The 16,417-nt window shown below is 63.6% G+C and carries 17 protein-coding genes and 4 pseudogenes; 1 reads left to right on the forward strand and 20 read right to left on the reverse strand.

Annotated elements, in window-relative coordinates; genetic code table 11:
• Window positions 1–124: 124 nt before the first annotated feature.
• The 17 genes and pseudogenes from rplR to rpsJ form a co-directional block, all read right to left on the reverse strand.
• Window positions 125–507: pseudogene (gene rplR / locus G205_RS12525) on the reverse strand (50S ribosomal protein L18).
• 2 nt (window positions 508–509) lie between these two features.
• Complete coding sequence (rplF, locus tag G205_RS12530) at window positions 510–1,046, reverse strand: 50S ribosomal protein L6 (protein ID WP_009358294.1); 537 nt, start codon at window positions 1,044–1,046, stop codon at window positions 510–512.
• Window positions 1,047–1,064: 18 nt separating this feature from the next.
• A pseudogene (rpsH, locus tag G205_RS12535) lies at window positions 1,065–1,462 on the reverse strand (30S ribosomal protein S8).
• Window positions 1,463–1,542: 80 nt separating this feature from the next.
• Window positions 1,543–2,124, reverse strand: coding sequence for a 50S ribosomal protein L5 (gene rplE / locus G205_RS12540; RefSeq protein ID WP_009358297.1), 582 nt, complete (start codon window positions 2,122–2,124; stop codon window positions 1,543–1,545).
• Window positions 2,124–2,486, reverse strand: a complete 363-nt coding sequence (rplX, locus tag G205_RS12545; RefSeq protein ID WP_009358298.1) for a 50S ribosomal protein L24 — start codon at window positions 2,484–2,486, stop codon at window positions 2,124–2,126. The genes rplE and rplX overlap by 1 nt, the downstream gene beginning before the upstream one ends.
• A 3-nt stretch (window positions 2,487–2,489) precedes the next feature.
• Window positions 2,490–2,858, reverse strand: coding sequence for a 50S ribosomal protein L14 (gene rplN / locus G205_RS12550; RefSeq protein ID WP_009358299.1), 369 nt, complete (start codon window positions 2,856–2,858; stop codon window positions 2,490–2,492).
• A 567-nt stretch (window positions 2,859–3,425) separates the two neighbouring features.
• A complete protein-coding gene (gene rpsQ / locus G205_RS12555) occupies window positions 3,426–3,731 on the reverse strand; it encodes a 30S ribosomal protein S17 (protein WP_009358300.1) in 306 nt (101 codons plus the stop codon).
• Window positions 3,728–4,057, reverse strand: a complete 330-nt coding sequence (gene rpmC, locus G205_RS23590) for a 50S ribosomal protein L29 (RefSeq protein WP_009358301.1) — start codon at window positions 4,055–4,057, stop codon at window positions 3,728–3,730. The genes rpsQ and rpmC overlap by 4 nt, the downstream gene beginning before the upstream one ends.
• 2 nt (window positions 4,058–4,059) lie before the next feature.
• Window positions 4,060–4,476 (reverse strand): 50S ribosomal protein L16, encoded by a 417-nt coding sequence (gene rplP / locus G205_RS12565; RefSeq protein ID WP_009358302.1) that lies wholly within the window; start codon window positions 4,474–4,476, stop codon window positions 4,060–4,062.
• Window positions 4,477–5,310 (reverse strand): 30S ribosomal protein S3, encoded by an 834-nt coding sequence (gene rpsC / locus G205_RS12570; RefSeq protein ID WP_009358303.1) that lies wholly within the window; start codon window positions 5,308–5,310, stop codon window positions 4,477–4,479. It abuts the gene before it with no gap.
• Window positions 5,311–5,676: a 50S ribosomal protein L22 gene (gene rplV / locus G205_RS12575; RefSeq protein ID WP_009358304.1), complete on the reverse strand. Its 366-nt coding sequence runs from the start codon at window positions 5,674–5,676 to the stop codon at window positions 5,311–5,313.
• A 38-nt stretch (window positions 5,677–5,714) separates the two neighbouring features.
• The gene (gene rpsS / locus G205_RS12580; RefSeq protein ID WP_003803803.1) at window positions 5,715–5,996 is read right to left on the reverse strand and encodes a 30S ribosomal protein S19; all 282 of its coding nucleotides are present in this window, start codon (window positions 5,994–5,996) and stop codon (window positions 5,715–5,717) included.
• 12 nt (window positions 5,997–6,008) lie between these two features.
• Window positions 6,009–6,848, reverse strand: coding sequence for a 50S ribosomal protein L2 (rplB, locus tag G205_RS12585; protein WP_009358305.1), 840 nt, complete (start codon window positions 6,846–6,848; stop codon window positions 6,009–6,011).
• 29 nt (window positions 6,849–6,877) lie between these two features.
• Window positions 6,878–7,183, reverse strand: coding sequence for a 50S ribosomal protein L23 (rplW, locus tag G205_RS12590; RefSeq protein ID WP_009358306.1), 306 nt, complete (start codon window positions 7,181–7,183; stop codon window positions 6,878–6,880).
• Window positions 7,180–7,799, reverse strand: a pseudogene (rplD, locus tag G205_RS12595) (50S ribosomal protein L4). The gene rplW and the pseudogene rplD overlap by 4 nt, the downstream one beginning before the upstream one ends.
• A 4-nt stretch (window positions 7,800–7,803) precedes the next feature.
• Window positions 7,804–8,453, reverse strand: a pseudogene (rplC, locus tag G205_RS12600) (50S ribosomal protein L3).
• 17 nt (window positions 8,454–8,470) lie between these two features.
• Window positions 8,471–8,779: a 30S ribosomal protein S10 gene (gene rpsJ / locus G205_RS12605; RefSeq protein WP_003803825.1), complete on the reverse strand. Its 309-nt coding sequence runs from the start codon at window positions 8,777–8,779 to the stop codon at window positions 8,471–8,473.
• A gap of 401 nt (window positions 8,780–9,180) precedes the next feature.
• Here rpsJ and G205_RS12610 point away from each other — a divergent pair, with 401 nt between their 5' ends.
• Window positions 9,181–10,620 (forward strand): GH1 family beta-glucosidase, encoded by a 1,440-nt coding sequence (locus tag G205_RS12610; RefSeq protein WP_009358307.1) that lies wholly within the window; start codon window positions 9,181–9,183, stop codon window positions 10,618–10,620.
• 46 nt (window positions 10,621–10,666) lie between these two features.
• Here G205_RS12610 and G205_RS23495 read toward each other — a convergent pair whose 3' ends face one another.
• From G205_RS23495 to tuf, 3 genes are all read right to left on the reverse strand, one after another.
• A complete protein-coding gene (locus G205_RS23495) occupies window positions 10,667–10,792 on the reverse strand; it encodes a hypothetical protein (protein WP_009358308.1) in 126 nt (41 codons plus the stop codon).
• Window positions 10,793–10,821: 29 nt separating this feature from the next.
• A complete protein-coding gene (locus tag G205_RS12615) occupies window positions 10,822–14,865 on the reverse strand; it encodes a hypothetical protein (protein ID WP_009358309.1) in 4,044 nt (1,347 codons plus the stop codon).
• Window positions 14,866–15,016: 151 nt separating this feature from the next.
• The gene (tuf, locus tag G205_RS12620; RefSeq protein ID WP_009358310.1) at window positions 15,017–16,207 is read right to left on the reverse strand and encodes an elongation factor Tu; all 1,191 of its coding nucleotides are present in this window, start codon (window positions 16,205–16,207) and stop codon (window positions 15,017–15,019) included.
• Window positions 16,208–16,417: the final 210 nt, after the last annotated feature.

The raw sequence follows: 16,417 nt of genomic DNA on the forward strand, positions 1-16,417 counted from the left end.
CCACGCTCGCCACGACGGGCGCCACCACGGCGGTCGTCGGCAGCGGGGGCAGTGGTCTCAGCAGCTGCGGCTTCGGGAGCCTTCTGATCTGCAGACACAGTGTCCTTTTCCTTGTTTGCTTCGGTCACAGTGACAGCCCACCTTCGCGTGCACCGTCAGCGACGGCGGCAATCCGGCCGTGGTACTTGTTACCACCGCGGTCGAAGACAACTGCCTCGACACCGGCAGCCTTGCACGCTCGGCAACGAGCTCGCCAACGCGCTTGGCCTTGGCGGTCTTGTCACCGTCGAATGCACGGAGGTCGGCTTCCAGAGTGGACGCGCTTGCTACGGTCTGGCCAATGCTGTCATCGACAACCTGGACAAATACGTGGCGGGCGGACCGGTTAACCACCAGGCGGGGGCGAACGGCCGTTCCTGCAATGCGCTTGCGGATACGAAGCTGGCGGCGGCTGCGGGCAGCAGCCTTGCTCTTGTTCGTGCGCTTCTTGTTAATGGCGATGGCCATGGTTACTTACCAGCCTTTCCGACCTTGCGGCGGATAACTTCGCCGGCGTAACGGATGCCCTTGCCCTTATACGGGTCAGGCTTCCGCAGCTTGCGGATGTTGGCAGCAACTTCGCCGACCTGCTGCTTGTTGATGCCTGAGACAGAGAGCTTGGTCGGTCCCTCTACTGCAAAGGTGATGCCGGCAGGAGCCGACACGTTGACCGGGTGGCTGAAGCCCAGAGCGAACTCCAGGTCAGATCCCTTGGCCTGAACACGGTAACCGGTACCGACGATTTCAAGCTTCTTCTCGTAGCCTGCGGTGACGCCCTGGATCATGTTGGCGATCAGGGTGCGGGTCAGGCCGTGGAGCGAACGGGAGGCGCGCTCGTCGTTCGGGCGGGTGACGGTCAGGGTGTTGTCTTCCAGGGCAACCTCGATGGGGCTGGCCACAGTGTGGCTCAGTTCGCCCTTGGAACCCTTGACGCTGACGACAGAGCCGTCAACCTTGACCTCAACGCCGGCAGGAACGGTGATGGGGAGACGTCCAATACGTGACATTATTCTCTTCCTTTCCCGTTACCAGACGTACGCGAGGACTTCGCCGCCCACGCCCTTCTTGCCGGCCTGCTTGTCAGTCAGGAGGCCGGAAGAGGTGGACAGGATTGCGATACCCAGGCCACCCAGCACGTGCGGCAGGTTGGTGGACTTCGCGTAAACGCGGAGACCCGGCTTGGAGATGCGGCGAACACCGGCGATGGAACGCTCGCGGTTCGGACCGAACTTGAGCTCGAGGGTCAGCTTCTTGCCGACCTCTGCGTCCTCTTCCTTCCAGCCGGCGATGAAGCTTCGGCCTTGAGGATGTCGGCAACGCGAGCCTTGAGCTTGCTGTAAGGCATAGACACGGTGTCGTGGTATGCCGAGTTTGCGTTACGCAGGCGCGTAAGCATGTCTGCGACAGGATCTGTCATTGTCATGGTGGGCTCTTGCCCTTCCTCGTAACGGTTTCCGCCGTCTGCTTCCGATGAAGCCGGCGGCCGGACCTTTTACGTAGTAATTAAGCTTCGGTCTTGAACGGGAAACCAAGCGCCTTGAGCAGCGCGCGGCCTTCGTCGTCGGTCTTGGCAGTGGTCACAACCGTGATGTCCATACCGCGGACGCGGTCGATCTTGTCCTGGTCGATTTCGTGGAACATAACCTGCTCGGTCAGACCGAAGGTGTAGTTGCCGTTGCCATCGAACTGCTTGCCGCTGAGGCCGCGGAAGTCGCGGATACGGGGCAGGGCCAGGGTGACCAGACGGTCCACGAATTCCCACATGCGGTCGCCACGCAGGGTAGCGTGTGCGCCGATGGGCATGCCTTCGCGCAGCTTGAACTGTGCGATCGACTTGCGGGCCTTGGTAACCTGCGGCTTCTGGCCGGTGATCTGGGTGAGGTCGCGGACAGCGCCGTCGATCAGCTTGGAGTCCTTGGCGGCATCTCCAACACCCATGTTCACAACAACCTTGACGAGGCGGGGAACCTGGTTCACGTTCGCGTACTTGAATTCATCCTGGAGCTGGGCCTTGATGGATTCTGCGTACTTGGTCTTCAGACGAGGAACGATCTTCGTTGCCGGAGTCTCGAGAGTCTCAGTCATTAGATGTCCTTCCCGGTGCTCTTGGACACGCGGATGCGGACGGTCTTCTTGACGCCGTCCTTCTCTACGGTGTCGAGGCGGAAGCCCACGCGGGTCGGCTTCTTGGTCGACGGGTCAACCAGCGCCACGTTGGAGATGTGGATCGGGGCTTCAACAACCTCGATGCCACCGGTCTTGGTGCCGCGCTGCGACTGACCGACCTTGGTGTGCTTGGTGACGCGGTTGATGCCTTCAACCAACACGCGGTTGGTGTCGGTGAACACGCGCAGGACCTTGCCCTGCTTGCCGCGGTCGCCGCCGCGCTCAGCCTTGGCGCCAGTGATGACCTGGACCAGGTCACCCTTCTTGATCTTTGCAGCCATGGACTAGAGCACCTCCGGAGCCAGAGAAACGATCTTCATGAACTTCTTGTCACGGAGTTCACGACCAACCGGTCCGAAGATACGGGTACCGCGGGGGTCACCGTCGCCCTTCAGGATCACAGCTGCGTTCTCGTCAAACTTGATGTAGGAACCATCCGCACGGCGGCGTTCCTTCTTGGTACGGACGATGACTGCCTTGACAACATCGCCCTTCTTTACGTTGCCGCCCGGGATTGCGTCCTTGACGGTGGCGACAATGACGTCACCGATGCCTGCGTAGCGACGGCCGGATCCACCGAGAACGCGAATGGTAAGGATTTCCTTAGCACCCGTGTTGTCGGCGACCTTGAGTCGCGACTCCTGCTGAATCACTATTTACTCCTTGCGTCGCGCCGGTTCTCAGACCGAAAATCTTCCTACGGAATGAGCCTTGCGGAACGGTTGATCGGGGTGTCTCTTGACCTGCCTGGATTTTGCCAGACCAGGCCTAAACGCCCGTGCCAGAAGCAGTTGCTCCCATCTGTCCGGGACGGATCCCGGGCGCACAGGAGCACTATGCTGTGGCACGCTTGTTTACGAGTTTGGTGAACGGCGCACGAAAGGCGCCATACAAACTCAAAATCTTAGCACAGATCGGCCGGTTCCCCATATCACCACAGGCCGCTCCCCCGCAAGCAACACGGCGCCACCAACGCTCCCCCACTTACAGCGCGCCCTCTTCCAACGGGTTCTAGGCGCCGTTAGTCAGCGGGCGTCGGGGTACGACGGCGTCACGCCCGGCAGCCTTTCGGGCCGCCGAAGGTGCCGCTCCCCCGGAAAGCCGCGGCACCGCCGTCGTAAGCCCACCGGAAGCGTGCACCGCGTGACGCAGGGTTGAGTTAAACGAGGCAGCCCCCGCTCCCGATGGGAGCAGGGGCTACAACAGCGAAGCAGCAGGTGCTACTTGGCCTTCTCGAGGATTTCCACGAGCCGCCAGTTCTTGGTGGCGGACAGCGGACGGGTCTCGGCGATGACAACCAGGTCGCCGATGCCGGCGGTGTTGTTCTCGTCGTGGGCCTTGACCTTGGAGGTACGGCGGATGACCTTGCCGTACAGTGCGTGCTTCACGCGGTCCTCAACCTGGACAACGATGGTCTTTTCCATCTTGTCCGAGACCACGTAGCCGCGACGCGTCTTGCGGTAACCGCGCTGCTCAGCCGTGGCTGCGGTAGCAGTTTCCGTCACGTTCTGGTCCTTTTCACTCACTTGGCATCCTCCTCGGTCTCAACCGTTTCAGCCTTTTCGGCCTTCTTGGTTGCAGCCTTCTTGGACTTCTTCTCTTCCTTGGCTTCCACAACCGGTGCGGCAACCTCGGCACGGATGCCCAGCTCGCGCTCACGGAGAACGGTGTAGATGCGGGCGATGTCCTTCTTTACCGCGCGCAGGCGACCGTGGTTCTCCAGCTGACCGGTGGCGGACTGGAAACGCAGGTTGAACAGCTCTTCCTTGGCCTTGCGGAGTTCTTCAACGAGACGCTCGTTGTCGAAACCGTCCAGCTTTGCGGGAGCCAGATCCTTGGATCCTACTGCCATTTCTATTCACCACCCTCGCGACGCACGATGCGTGCCTTCAACGGCAGCTTGTGGATTGCCAGGCGCAGGGCCTCGCGAGCTACCTCTTCATTGACACCGGCGAGTTCGAAGAGAACCCGGCCCGGCTTGACGTTGGCGACCCACCATTCCGGCGAACCCTTACCGGAACCCATGCGGGTTTCGGCAGGCTTCTTGGTCAGGGGACGGTCCGGGTAGATGTTGATCCAGACCTTACCGCCACGCTTGATGTGGCGGGTCATCGCGATACGAGCGGACTCGATCTGACGGTTGGTGACGTATGCCGGGCTCAGGGCCTGGATGCCGTACTCACCGAACGAGACCTTGGTGCCGCCCGTAGCAGCGCCGGAACGACCCGGGTGGTGCTGCTTACGGTGCTTGACTCGACGTGGGATAAGCATTTAAGCCTGTCCTCCTTCTACTGCTGCAGCGGGTGCAGCCTCACCTGCCGGCGCTTCGGCAGCAGGAGCTGCGTCAGCGGCCGGACGGTCGTTGCGACGGCGGCGATCGCCACGGTCAGCGCCACCCGGGCGGCCCGGACGGTCGCCGGAGCGGCCGCGGGACGGGGCGGAAGCGGCCTGGGCGGCCAGTTCCTTGGCGGTGACGTCACCCTTGTAGATCCAGACCTTCACACCGATGCGGCCGAAGGTGGTCTTGGCTTCGTAGAAGCCGTAGTCGATGTTCGCGCGGAGGGTGTGCAGGGGCACACGGCCTTCGCGGTAGAACTCCGAGCGGGACATTTCAGCGCCACCCAGTCGACCCGAGCAGGCGATACGGATGCCCTTGGCACCGGCACGCTGCGCGGACTGCATGGCCTTCTTCATGGCGCGGCGGAATGCCACACGGGAAGTCAGCTGCTCAGCAACGCCCTGGGCAACAAGCTGGGCTTCCATCTCGGGGTTCTTGACCTCGAGGATGTTCAGCTGGACCTGCTTGCCAGTGAGCTTTTCGAGCTCGCCGCGGATGCGGTCTGCTTCTGCTCCACGGCGGCCGATGACGATGCCGGGACGGGCCGTGTGGATGTCCACGCGGACACGGTCACGGGTGCGCTCGATCTCGACCTTCGCGATACCGGCGCGCTCCATGCCCGTGGACATGAGCTGGCGGATGCGGATGTCTTCGCGAACGAAGTCCTTGTACCGCTGGCCGGCCTTGGTGCTGTCAGCGAACCAGTGCGATACGTGATCGGTGGTGATGCCGAGTCGGAACCCGTGCGGGTTTACTTTCTGTCCCACTTAGCGAGCCTCCTCTTTCTCCGGGGTAGCGACTACCACGGTGATGTGGCTGGTGCGCTTCTTGATCTGAAATGCACGACCCTGGGCGCGCGGCTGGAACCGCTTCATGGTCGGGCCTTCATCAACAAACGCTTCGCTGATGATGAGGTCACCTTCGTCAAACGCAACGCCGTCGCGGTCCGCGAGGACCCGGGCGTTGGAGATTGCCGACTGTACTACCTTGAATACCGGCTCCGAAGCTGCCTGCGGGGCAAACTTCAGAATTGCCAGAGCCTCATTCGCTTGCAATCCACGAACAAGGTTGACGACGCGCCGGGCCTTCATAGGCGTTACGCGGATGTGGCGCGCAATTGCCTTGGCTTCCATTGCTTTCCTTCTCTCGTCTATGACGTAAGCGCAGGCGCCTAGCGGCGCTTGCCCTTACGGTCGTCCTTGACATGGCCGCGGAATGTCCGCGTGGGAGCGAATTCGCCGAGCTTGTGCCCGACCATCGACTCAGTGACAAACACCGGGATGTGCTTGCGTCCGTCGTGTACGGCGATCGTGTGTCCGAGCATGTCGGGGATGATCATCGAACGGCGGGACCAGGTCTTGATGACGTTCTTGGTGCCCTTTTCGTTTTCCCTGGCTACCTTCACAAAGAGGTGCTGGTCAACGAAAGGACCTTTTTTCAGGCTGCGTGGCATGTGTCCAGGCTCCTATCGCTTGTTCTTGCCAGTACGACGGCGACGCACAATAAGCTTGTCGCTCTCTTTGTTGGGGCGCCGGGTGCGGCCTTCCCGCTGACCGTTCGGGTTGACGGGGTTACGACCACCGGAGGTCTTACCTTCACCACCACCGTGCGGGTGGTCAACCGGGTTCATGGCGACACCACGGACGGTCGGGCGGACGCCCTTCCACCGCATACGGCCGGCCTTGCCCCAGTTGATGTTCGACTGCTCGGCGTTGCCGACCTCGCCGACGGTTGCGCGGCAGCGCACGTCAACGTTGCGGATTTCGCCGGAAGGCAGGCGCAGCTGGGCGAAGCGGCCTTCCTTGGCAACGAGCTGGATGGATGCACCGGCGGAGCGGCCCATCTTGGCGCCGCCACCCGGACGCAGTTCAACTGCGTGGATAACGGTACCCACGGGGATGTTGCGCAGGGGCAGGTTGTTGCCAGGCTTGATGTCAGCGTTGGCACCTGCTTCCACGAAGTCACCCTGGGACAGCTTGTTCGGGGCGATGATGTAACGCTTGGTGCCATCAACGTAGTGCAGGAGCGCGATGCGGGCCGTACGGTTCGGATCGTACTCAATTTCGGCTACGCGGGCGTCAACGCCGTCCTTGTCGTGGCGACGGAAGTCGATCAGACGGTACTGGCGCTTGTGTCCGCCACCCTTGTGACGGGTGGTGATCTTACCGGTGTTGTTACGGCCGCCCTTCTTGGGCAGCGGACGTACCAACGACTTTTCCGGCGTCGACCGCGTGATTTCGATGAAGTCCGCTACGCTCGAGCCACGACGGCCCGGGGTAGTCGGCTTGTATTTACGGATTCCCATAATTTATTTCCTCGTTAAAGTGGTCTCCGCTACGAGAGCGGACCGCCGAAGATGTCGATGGTGCCTTCTTTGAGGGTGACAATCGCACGCTTGGTGTTCTTGCGGGTACCCCATCCGAATTTGGTGCGCTTGCGCTTACCGGCACGGTTGATGGTGTTGATCGATTCGACCTTGACGGAGAAGATCTTCTCCACGGCCAGCTTGATCTCGGTCTTGTTCGACCGGGGGTCCACCAGGAAGGTGTACTTGCCCTCGTCGATCAGGCCGTAGCTCTTTTCCGACACGACGGGTGCAAGCACGACGTCGCGGGGATCCTTGATGGTGGCTGCGCTCACTTGGCATCCTCCTCGTTCTTAGCTGCCTTGGCGGCAACGAATGCGTCGTAGGCAGCCTTGGTGAAGACAACGTCATCAGACACGAGAACGTCGTAGGTGTTCAGCTGGTCTGCGTACAGAACGTGAACACCGGCAAGGTTGCGCACGGACAGTGCAGCAACGTCGTTGGCGCGCTCGATGACAACCAGCAGGTTCTTGCGGTCGGAAACACCGCGGAGCGTTGCCAGTGCGGTCTTGGCCGAAGGCTTGTCGCCTGCAACCAGCTCGGAGACAACGTGGATGCGTCCGTTGCGGGCCCGGTCAGACAGTGCGCCGCGCAGGGCAGCAGCAATCATCTTCTTGGGGGTGCGCTGGCTGTAGTCACGCGGGGTGGGACCGTGGACAATGCCACCGCCGGTCATGTGCGGAGCACGGATCGAACCCTGGCGGGCGCGGCCGGTACCTTCTGCTTGAACGGCTTGCGTCCTGCACCGGAAACTTCAGCGCGGGTCTTGGTCTTGTGGGTACCCTGGCGAGCAGCAGCGAGCTGGGCAACGACAACCTGGTGCAGCAGCGGCACGTTGGTCTGAACGTCGAAGATCTCTGCAGGCAGGTCAACCTGGACAGTGTTAGCCATTGAACTAGGCTCCCTTCACGGCGGTGCGTACGAGTACGACCTGGCCGCGGGCGCCGGGAACGGCACCCTTGATCAGGAGCAGCGACTTCTCGACGTCAACCGCGTGAACCGTCAGGTTCAGCGTGGTGTGACGAACGGCGCCCATGCGGCCGGCCATTTTCATGCCCTTGAAGACGCGGCTCGGGGTGGATGCACCACCGATGGAACCGGGCTTACGGTGGTTCTTGTGGGCACCGTGGGAAGCTCCAACGCCGTGGAAGCCGTGACGCTTCATAACACCGGCGAAGCCCTTACCTTGGTGGTGCCAACGACGTCGATCTTCTGGCCGGCTTCGAAGAGCTCCACGGAGAGCTCCTGGCCCAGCTTGTACTCGGCAGCATCTGCGGTACGAAGTTCGACGACGTGACGGCGAGGCGTAACGCCTGCCTTTTCAAAGTGACCAGCCAGCGGCTTGGTGACCTTGCGGGGATCGATCTGGCCGTAGCCGATCTGAACGGCGACGTAGCCATCAGCTTCTGCGTTGCGCAGCTGGGTGATGACGTTCGAGTCTGCCTGGACCACAGTGACGGGGATGAGCTTGTTGTTCTCGTCCCAGACCTGGGTCATGCCGAGCTTCGTGCCCAGCAGGCCCTTTACGTTACGGGTTGCGGTCATAGTTTCTCAGCACCTCCCTACAGCTTGATTTCGATGTTCACGTCAGCCGGCAGGTCGAGACGCATGAGCGAGTCAACAGCCTTCGGCGTGGGATCGATGATGTCGATAAGACGCTTGTGCGTGCGCATTTCGAAGTGCTCGCGGCTGTCCTTGTACTTGTGCGGAGAGCGGATAACGCAGTAAACGTTCTTCTCCGTCGGCAGCGGCACGGGGCCAACTACCGTTGCGCCTGCGCGCGTGACCGTCTCAACGATCTTCCGTGCTGAAACGTCAATGACCTCGTGGTCGTATGACTTCAGCCGGATGCGGATTTTTTGTCCCGCCATGTCGCCTGACTCTCTTTCAGTCTGTGCTTCCCCGGTTTAGGGCTGCCCTGTTCACTTTCCTGTTGTATGTGGCTGCCGAAGCATTTGAAGTCGTAACTACCACCCGCCGCACAAACTGAATCCGGATGAATCCGGGTTCCTCACCTTGCCGGCGTAACCGACCCCCGCGGTCGGGCGTGTCGCGCTCAACACGCATACAAATCCGCAATTCCATTGGGGTGGGTTATGTTTGGTCTTCAACCTGGACCCTGCATCCGGCATTATCCGGATCGGGACGCGAAGAAGCGCTTGAACAACTCATCTAGTATGTCGGAAATCCCCGGCAGATGCGAATCGTCCCTCGTGGGGCCGGGCCTGGCCGGGCCATTGCCCTTGGTTGCCTCCGAATGGATGATAAGGACATGACGCTGGAAAGCACTGAATCGGTGACGGAACTGGCCGGCCGGATGCCGCCGTCGTTCACTCTTGGCGTGGCGGCCGCCGCCTTCCAGATTGAGGGCGCCCTCGGTGAAGGCGGTCGCGGCCCCTCGGGCTGGGACGCGTTCGCGGAGAAACCCGGCGCCATCATGGACGGCCACTCCCCCGCCGTTGCCTGCGACCACTACAACAGGCTGCCGGAGGATGTGGCGCTGCTGCAGGAACTGGGCGTGGATTCCTACCGGTTCTCGCTGTCGTGGCCGCGGATCCAGCCTGACGGCCGGGGCAGCTTCAACCCGGAGGGCCTGGACTTCTACGACCGGCTGATCGACCAGCTGCTGGAGGCCGGCGTCTCCCCCATGGCCACGCTGTACCACTGGGACACGCCCCTGCCCCTCGAGCACCGCGGCGGCTGGCTGAACCGCGAGACCGCCGAACGCTTTGGCGAGTACGCCGCCGCAGCCGCGGCGCGCTACGGCGACCGCGTGGCCCAGTGGGTCACGCTCAACGAGCCCCTCTCGGTAACCCTGAACGGCTATGCCCTGGGCGTCCACGCCCCCGGCCACGCGCTGATGTTCGATGCCCTCCCCTCCATCCACCACCAGTTGCTGGCGCACGGGCTGGGCGTACAGGCACTCCGGGCTGCCGGCGTGACGGGCAGCGTGGGCGTGACCAACCTCCATGCGCCCGTCCGGCCCGGCAGCCGGAGCATCGGCGACCGGATGGTGGCCCGGATGTATGACCTGCTGATGAACCGGATCTACGCCGACCCCGTCCTGCTGGGCCGGTACCCCACGCTTCCGGTGTACGCCCGGCCGTGGCTGCGCTCCATCGGCAGGATCTCCGACGCAGACCTGCGCACCATCCACCAGCCACTGGATTTCTACGGCCTGAACTACTACTTCCCGGTGAAGGTGGCCGTCGGCCGGGGCGTCACCCCCATCCCGGCCAACACTCACAAAGCTGTGGCCCGGCTGCCCTTCCACGAGGTGGGGTACCCAGAGCTCAGCAGCACCGGATTCGGCTGGCCCGTGGCCCCCGAACATTTGGCCATCCTGCTCAAGGAACTCCAGGACCGGTACGGGGACGCCCTCCCGCCCGTCTACATCACCGAAGGCGGTGCCAGTTTTCCCGAGCCCGACAAGGTTGAAGGCACCCTGCAGGATGAGGAGCGGGTGCAATACCTGGCCACGCACCTGCGCGCAGCGCTGGACGCCACATCCCCGGGCGGCATGGCGGCAGGCGTCGACCTGCGGGGCTATTACGTGTGGACGCTGATGGACAACTTCGAGTGGGCTGCCGGCTACTCCCAAAGATTCGGGTTGGTCCACGTTGACTTCGAGACGCAGGCCAGGACCCCGAAACAGTCCTTCTACTGGTACCGGGCCCTTTCGCGGGCGCGGAAGAACCGGGCGGGCCAGTAGCCGGGCCCAGGTATTCCTTATCCGCGGAAGCCGGCAGAGCGGCCAGCTACTGGTTCTTGTTGGCCCGGTTGATCCGCTTGGCGCGGTCGATCTCGTGGCGGAAGTGCTTCTTGGCCCAGAACACGCCTGCCACCACCACGGCCACGATGATCAGGAAAATAAGCCATCCCATAATGATCTCCTCTCGATGCTGCCACAGTATCAGGGGAGCTTCCGCGCGGGGCCGTCCTTCCCGCCGGCAGCTTCAGCGCCCGTGCTGCGGTTGAGGCGCCACACGGCAAAGGCAATCAGTCCGACGGCGACAATCGCCAGCAGCGCGAAGGTGTACTCCCGCATTGCCCACAGGATGCAGGCAGCAACCCCGCCGGCGCCCCAACGAACAAAGAACCGGTCCCCAAGTACCAGGCCCGCCACCAGCAGCCCGGCCAGAAGGAGCAGGAGCCACAACTGCTGGCCGCCAGTCCCGCCCGCGACAACTCCGGCGCCGGACAGCGTGAGCAGGGCAGCCGACGCCGTTGCAAGAGCCCGGCCAGGCGCGTTCTGGCCGGCAAGGTACCGCAAGGCTGCGAGCAAGGTTCCCAGCACCACGTACCACTGGACTGCCCAGAAGGGGTCCGGCAGGTCCGCTGTATCGAATCTGAAGAGGGCCGCCCGCTGGGCCGCCGCAACCACTGCCAGTGCCCCGATTTCCGCCGCTACGCGGCGCAGTGCTGCAGGGGCTTCAAGCACGGCGACTCCGGCAGCACAAGCCAGCAGTGCAGCAGCACACCACGCTGTTGAATCGACCGGAAGCCCGGCCAGCGCAGCTGTGCCGAAGCCCAGGAAGGATGCGCCCGCCAGTGACCAGCGGCGCAGCGGCTCCTGGACCAGGCGGGAGGCCCTGGCCCGGCGCAGCGCATACAGGGCTGCGGCCGCAAGTCCGGGGCCGGCCAGCCACGGAAGATAGCGGCCCCAGTCCCCACCGAGCCCGTCAAATACTGGGCCTGCGAGCATGAACGCGCCGGTGGGCAGTGCTGCCGCCGCGGGCGGGTACAGCGCCGGGATCCGTTCAACGTCTGAGGCAATGAACAGGACAGCGGCCAGGGCAAGGACGGCGGTGCCGGAAACCCAGCCCGCCGCCTGCGGTGCAACCAGCAGGGCTGTGCCTGTGAAAGATACTGCTGCAACAAGCCACAGCCAACGCTCCACCCCGGCAGGCGTAGTGTGCCGACGGTTCCCCAGCACGCCTGCCCCTGCTGCGAGGAGGCCCAGGAGCATGAGGACCGCTGAGGTTTCCGTGTATCCCAACAGCGGCCCGGCCCCGAAAGTAGCGAACGGACCGAGCACCAGCACCCCGAACAACACGGCGTAGAGGCCGAAGTACAGGGCACCGCGGGCAACAAACAGACGGCGGGCCAGCACAGCGGATACGAGCAGCAGCGCCAGCTCCAGGAACAGGACGCCGCGGCCCCCGCTTTCACCCGCCTGGCCGTAGCGGAGGGCGTATCCCAGGGGCAGCAGGGCCTGTCCGGCCAGCGTAATCCAGACGGCTGCCTGCTGGAACGGCACCGACTGCAGGCTGGACCGCAGCAACCAGCGCACCGCATGCTGGGCCGCAAGGACCAAGGCGAACGTCAGGGACACCGCGGCCGGCGAAGCAGTGATGTCGTAGCTGAGGACCACCGCCAGTGCAGCCGTCAACACACGGGCCGCGACGAAGTACCACCCTTTCTGCAGGGAGGAGGAAGCAGCCGGCACCATGACTGCGGCGAACAGTGCGAAAATGCCGAGCAGCACCTCTACGAGGAGCAGGTTGCCGGACGAGAGGTACACCAGGACAACGAACGCCCCCGGCGCAAACCATTCGGCGCCACCCTCACGCCGCAGTACGTACCCGGCCAGCACGGCCGATCCGGCCGCCACGGCCGGAACAAAGACGGCCTGCCAGCTTCCTTCACCCAGCGGGGCCGTCAGGGCGGCGATCAGCTGCACCACGAGGACCAGGCCGATATCAACTGTCACACCGCGCGGCGTGCGCTGCCGGAGATACGCACCCAGGACAAGGACCAGCTGGAGTCCCAGGGCCACGGCCAGCATGGTGGCCGGCCGGACCTGCTCCCTGGCCAGGACGGGCACGGCCCCACCCTGCACAAGCTGCCCGAACGCCGTCAGCACCAGGATTGTTCCCGTAACCCTCGCCAGCCACCAGTAGCTCCAGCGGTGGAGGCGGGCAGGCAGCGTCAATGCGACACCAGCCACATATGCCAGCAGCAGCACAAGCGCCACGTTTCCTGCGCCGGTGGAAACCAGCCGAAAGGCGAATTCCACCATGACGGCGGAAACCACAAGCGGCAGCAGTTCGCCAACGGTGGGACGCCAGGTGCCTGGATCGGCAGGACGCCGGAGCAGCATCAGGCCGGTGGACAGAGCTGCCAGCAACTGCAGCAGGATCGCGACCATTGTCAGGAGATTTCCACGGGTGGCGTCGACTGACGCCAGGACGGCGACTCCCACAACACCAAGGCCTGAAAAAGCGGCCAGTGTGGCTTGCGAAGCAAGAGCGGCGTGCCCCAGGCGCTGCAATGCTGCGGACAACAACTGCTGGCTGACTGCCACCGCAACAACGCCGAACCACACCGCGTGGTTCTGCAGAACCCCCTGCGTGAGGGCCGCTGCCGCCGCGGGAACCGCCAAGGTAGCGGCAACCCGGGCGTTCAGCACCAGCAGCCCCGGCCGTTCCTCCCCCTTCCGGAGCGCCCTCGCCAGCCAGATGAGCGACGCCAGCAGCGGCAAGGCCGCAAACGCCCACTCCCCCAGCACCGGACTGAAGAACCAGGCCAGCCCCAAGGCCGCGAACGGTGCCAGTTCAGCGCCGCCCTGGAGCCTTGCAGCCAGCACGAAGCCGGCGAGCAGCAGGATCAAGGCCGGCAGCCAGAGCGGTACCAGGCTGTCGCCCTGCAGGGAGGCAACCGCCGTTCCCGGCAGCGCGGTGACGGCGGCCAACGCCGCCGTCACCGCGAAGTGCGCCGCATGTGTCAGGAGCGCGTCAAGGCGCCACCACCCGGCACTCCGCAAAGTGCCGCCGTCGGGCGCCTGTGGTTGCCTGGCCAGCCACCCTGCCGCGGCGGCGTCACCTGGAAACCAGCCGGCCAGGACGCGACCGCCAAAGGCGGTTGCGGTGGACTGCAGCGCCAGGAACAGCCCGGCAGCGAACAACGCATCCGCCCCGTGGCCCGTGACTTCCCACACCGCTACACTGCCGGACACAGTCAGCGCCAGCCGCGCAGCATAGAAATTCAACAGCCTGAACGGGGCGCCCCGGACGGCGGTCATCACGCCGAAGTACACCCCGCAGATGCCCAGGACCAGGGCATACTCCCACCTGGCCAGCAGCAGCGGGAAGAAGGTCGATACCAAGGCAACCGCCGGCACCACCAGAGGGTGGAGGGTGGCCAAGGGCCTGGTGAAGACAGGAGGAAGCCATCCCGGCCGCAGCAGGGACACCACCGTAAACAGCACCGCCACGCCTGCGAGAGCAACGAAGTACCACACGAGGGCGCCACCCAGCACGGCAACGCCGGACCATGCTGTTGAAACGACGAACGTTAACGACAGGTACACCAGGACCCTGCTCTCGAGCCGAAGGGCGGCGGCGATGTAAGCGAAGGTTCCGGCGAGGGACGTCAGCAGCCAGACTGCTGGTCCGTGGAACAACACGAAGTTATACAGGGCAAGGCCGATCACCGGTATCAGCGCGAGGCCCGTACCGGTGAACGCCACGGCGGCAGGCCTGAGCCGGTGGACCCTCCGGTGAAGGACCAGTCCCGAGGCGTAGAACAGGGCAGCGACTGCGCAGACGCCGGCGAAGCGGAACATCGGCGCCAACCCGGTCCCCACGAACAGCGCCGCTGCCGCAACAAGGAGGAGGCTGGCAACGTACAGCGTGACGTTGATGTTCTGCCGGTCCCGGCGCTCCCGGCGGGCCTTGCGTTCTTCGTCGGATTCGGCGAGACGTGCCGGCCTGGCAGGATACGTTTGCTGCCTGGCCGGCGGGAGCACTTTCGCGGCAGGCTGCTGCCGGGCAGGGGGCCGGGCTGGGGGCTGGGGCGGCGGCGTCCTTCCAATAACAGGCGCGGCTATCCCGGGCACGGACTGCAGCGGCGGCATGGACTTCGGCTGCCGCTCCTGGGCGACCTTCGCCATCGCGTCCAGCCACCCCTGGAGGTGGCCGTCCCGGTACCCCGCCTCGTAGGATGCATCCCTCATGCCGCTTCCTCTCGCTAGGCAGTACTGTACGACTGCAATTTATCCAATGACTGGATTAACGGTAGCAAAAGAAAGCCCCGCTGCACATGGCAGCGGGGCTTTCTGTGGATTATGCGGGTCTATTCCCCCATGATCCGGTGATCAGCAAGGACTACTTGATGATCTTGGTAACGCGTCCCGAACCCACGGTGCGGCCGCCTTCGCGGATAGCGAAGCCGAGGCCCTCTTCCATAGCGATCGGCTGGATGAGCGCAACGGTCATCTCAGTGTTGTCGCCGGGCATAACCATTTCCGTGCCCTCGGGCAGGGTGATAACGCCGGTAACGTCCGTCGTGCGGAAGTAGAACTGCGGGCGGTAGTTCGAGTAGAACGGGTTGTGGCGTCCGCCTTCGTCCTTGGACAGGATGTAGACGTTGGCCTCGAAGTCGGTGTGCGGGGTGATGGAACCCGGCTTGACGACAACCTGGCCACGCTCGACGTCGTCGCGCTTCAGACCGCGGAGCAGGAGGCCACAGTTCTCGCCGGCCCATGCTTCGTCGAGCTGCTTGTGGAACATCTCGATACCGGTAACCGTGGTCTTCTGGACCGGGCGGATGCCGACGATCTCAACCTCGGAGTTGATGGCGAGGGTTCCACGCTCGGCGCGGCCCGTAACAACGGTGCCACGACCGGTGATGGTAAAGACGTCTTCGATCGGCATCAGGAACGGCTTGTCGCGGTCACGAACGGGGTCCGGAACGGACTCGTCCACAGCAGCCATCAGGTCCTCAACGGACTTGACCCACTCGGGGTCGCCTTCCAGGGCCTTCAGGCCGGAAACGCGGACAACCGGAGCGTCGTCGCCATCGAAGCCCTGCGAGCTCAGGAGCTCACGAACTTCCATTTCAACGAGGTCGAGGAGTTCCTCGTCCTCAACCATGTCAGCCTTGTTCAGCGCGACCAGCAGGTAGGGAACACCAACCTGGCGGGCGAGCAAAACGTGCTCGCGGGTCTGTGCCATGGGGCCGTCGGTAGCAGCAACCACGAGGATTGCGCCGTCCATCTGGGCAGCACCGGTGATCATGTTCTTGATGTAGTCAGCGTGACCGGGGGCGTCAACGTGTGCGTAGTGACGCTTCTCGGTCTGGTACTCCACGTGGGAGATGTTGATGGTAATACCGCGCTGACGCTCTTCGGGAGCAGAGTCGATCGACGCGAAGTCGCGCTTCTCGTTGAGATCCGGGTACTTGTCGTACAGCACCTTGGAAATGGCGGCCGTCAGCGTCGTCTTACCGTGGTCAACGTGACCGATGGTGCCGATGTTGACGTGCGGCTTAGTCCGCTCGAACTTTGCCTTTGCCACAGGTTCCTCCTAGAACGTTTTCAAATGGCTTGCCCTCTAACCGCGCTTCTCGCGGCAGAAACTCAGGCAAGTCTACTTGGGGGCTTTGGATTGGTGAAATTGCAGATTCAGGAACTAATACTAGTCCCTTGAGCCTGTTCGTACAGGTGGCCGGATCCGGCCGGGACCAGGCCCGGCCACCTGTACTGGCTGCGCTTTCCGTTTCCGGCG

Source organism: Arthrobacter nitrophenolicus, from assembly GCF_000332815.1.
In the GTDB taxonomy this organism is placed as follows: domain Bacteria; phylum Actinomycetota; class Actinomycetes; order Actinomycetales; family Micrococcaceae; genus Arthrobacter; species Arthrobacter nitrophenolicus.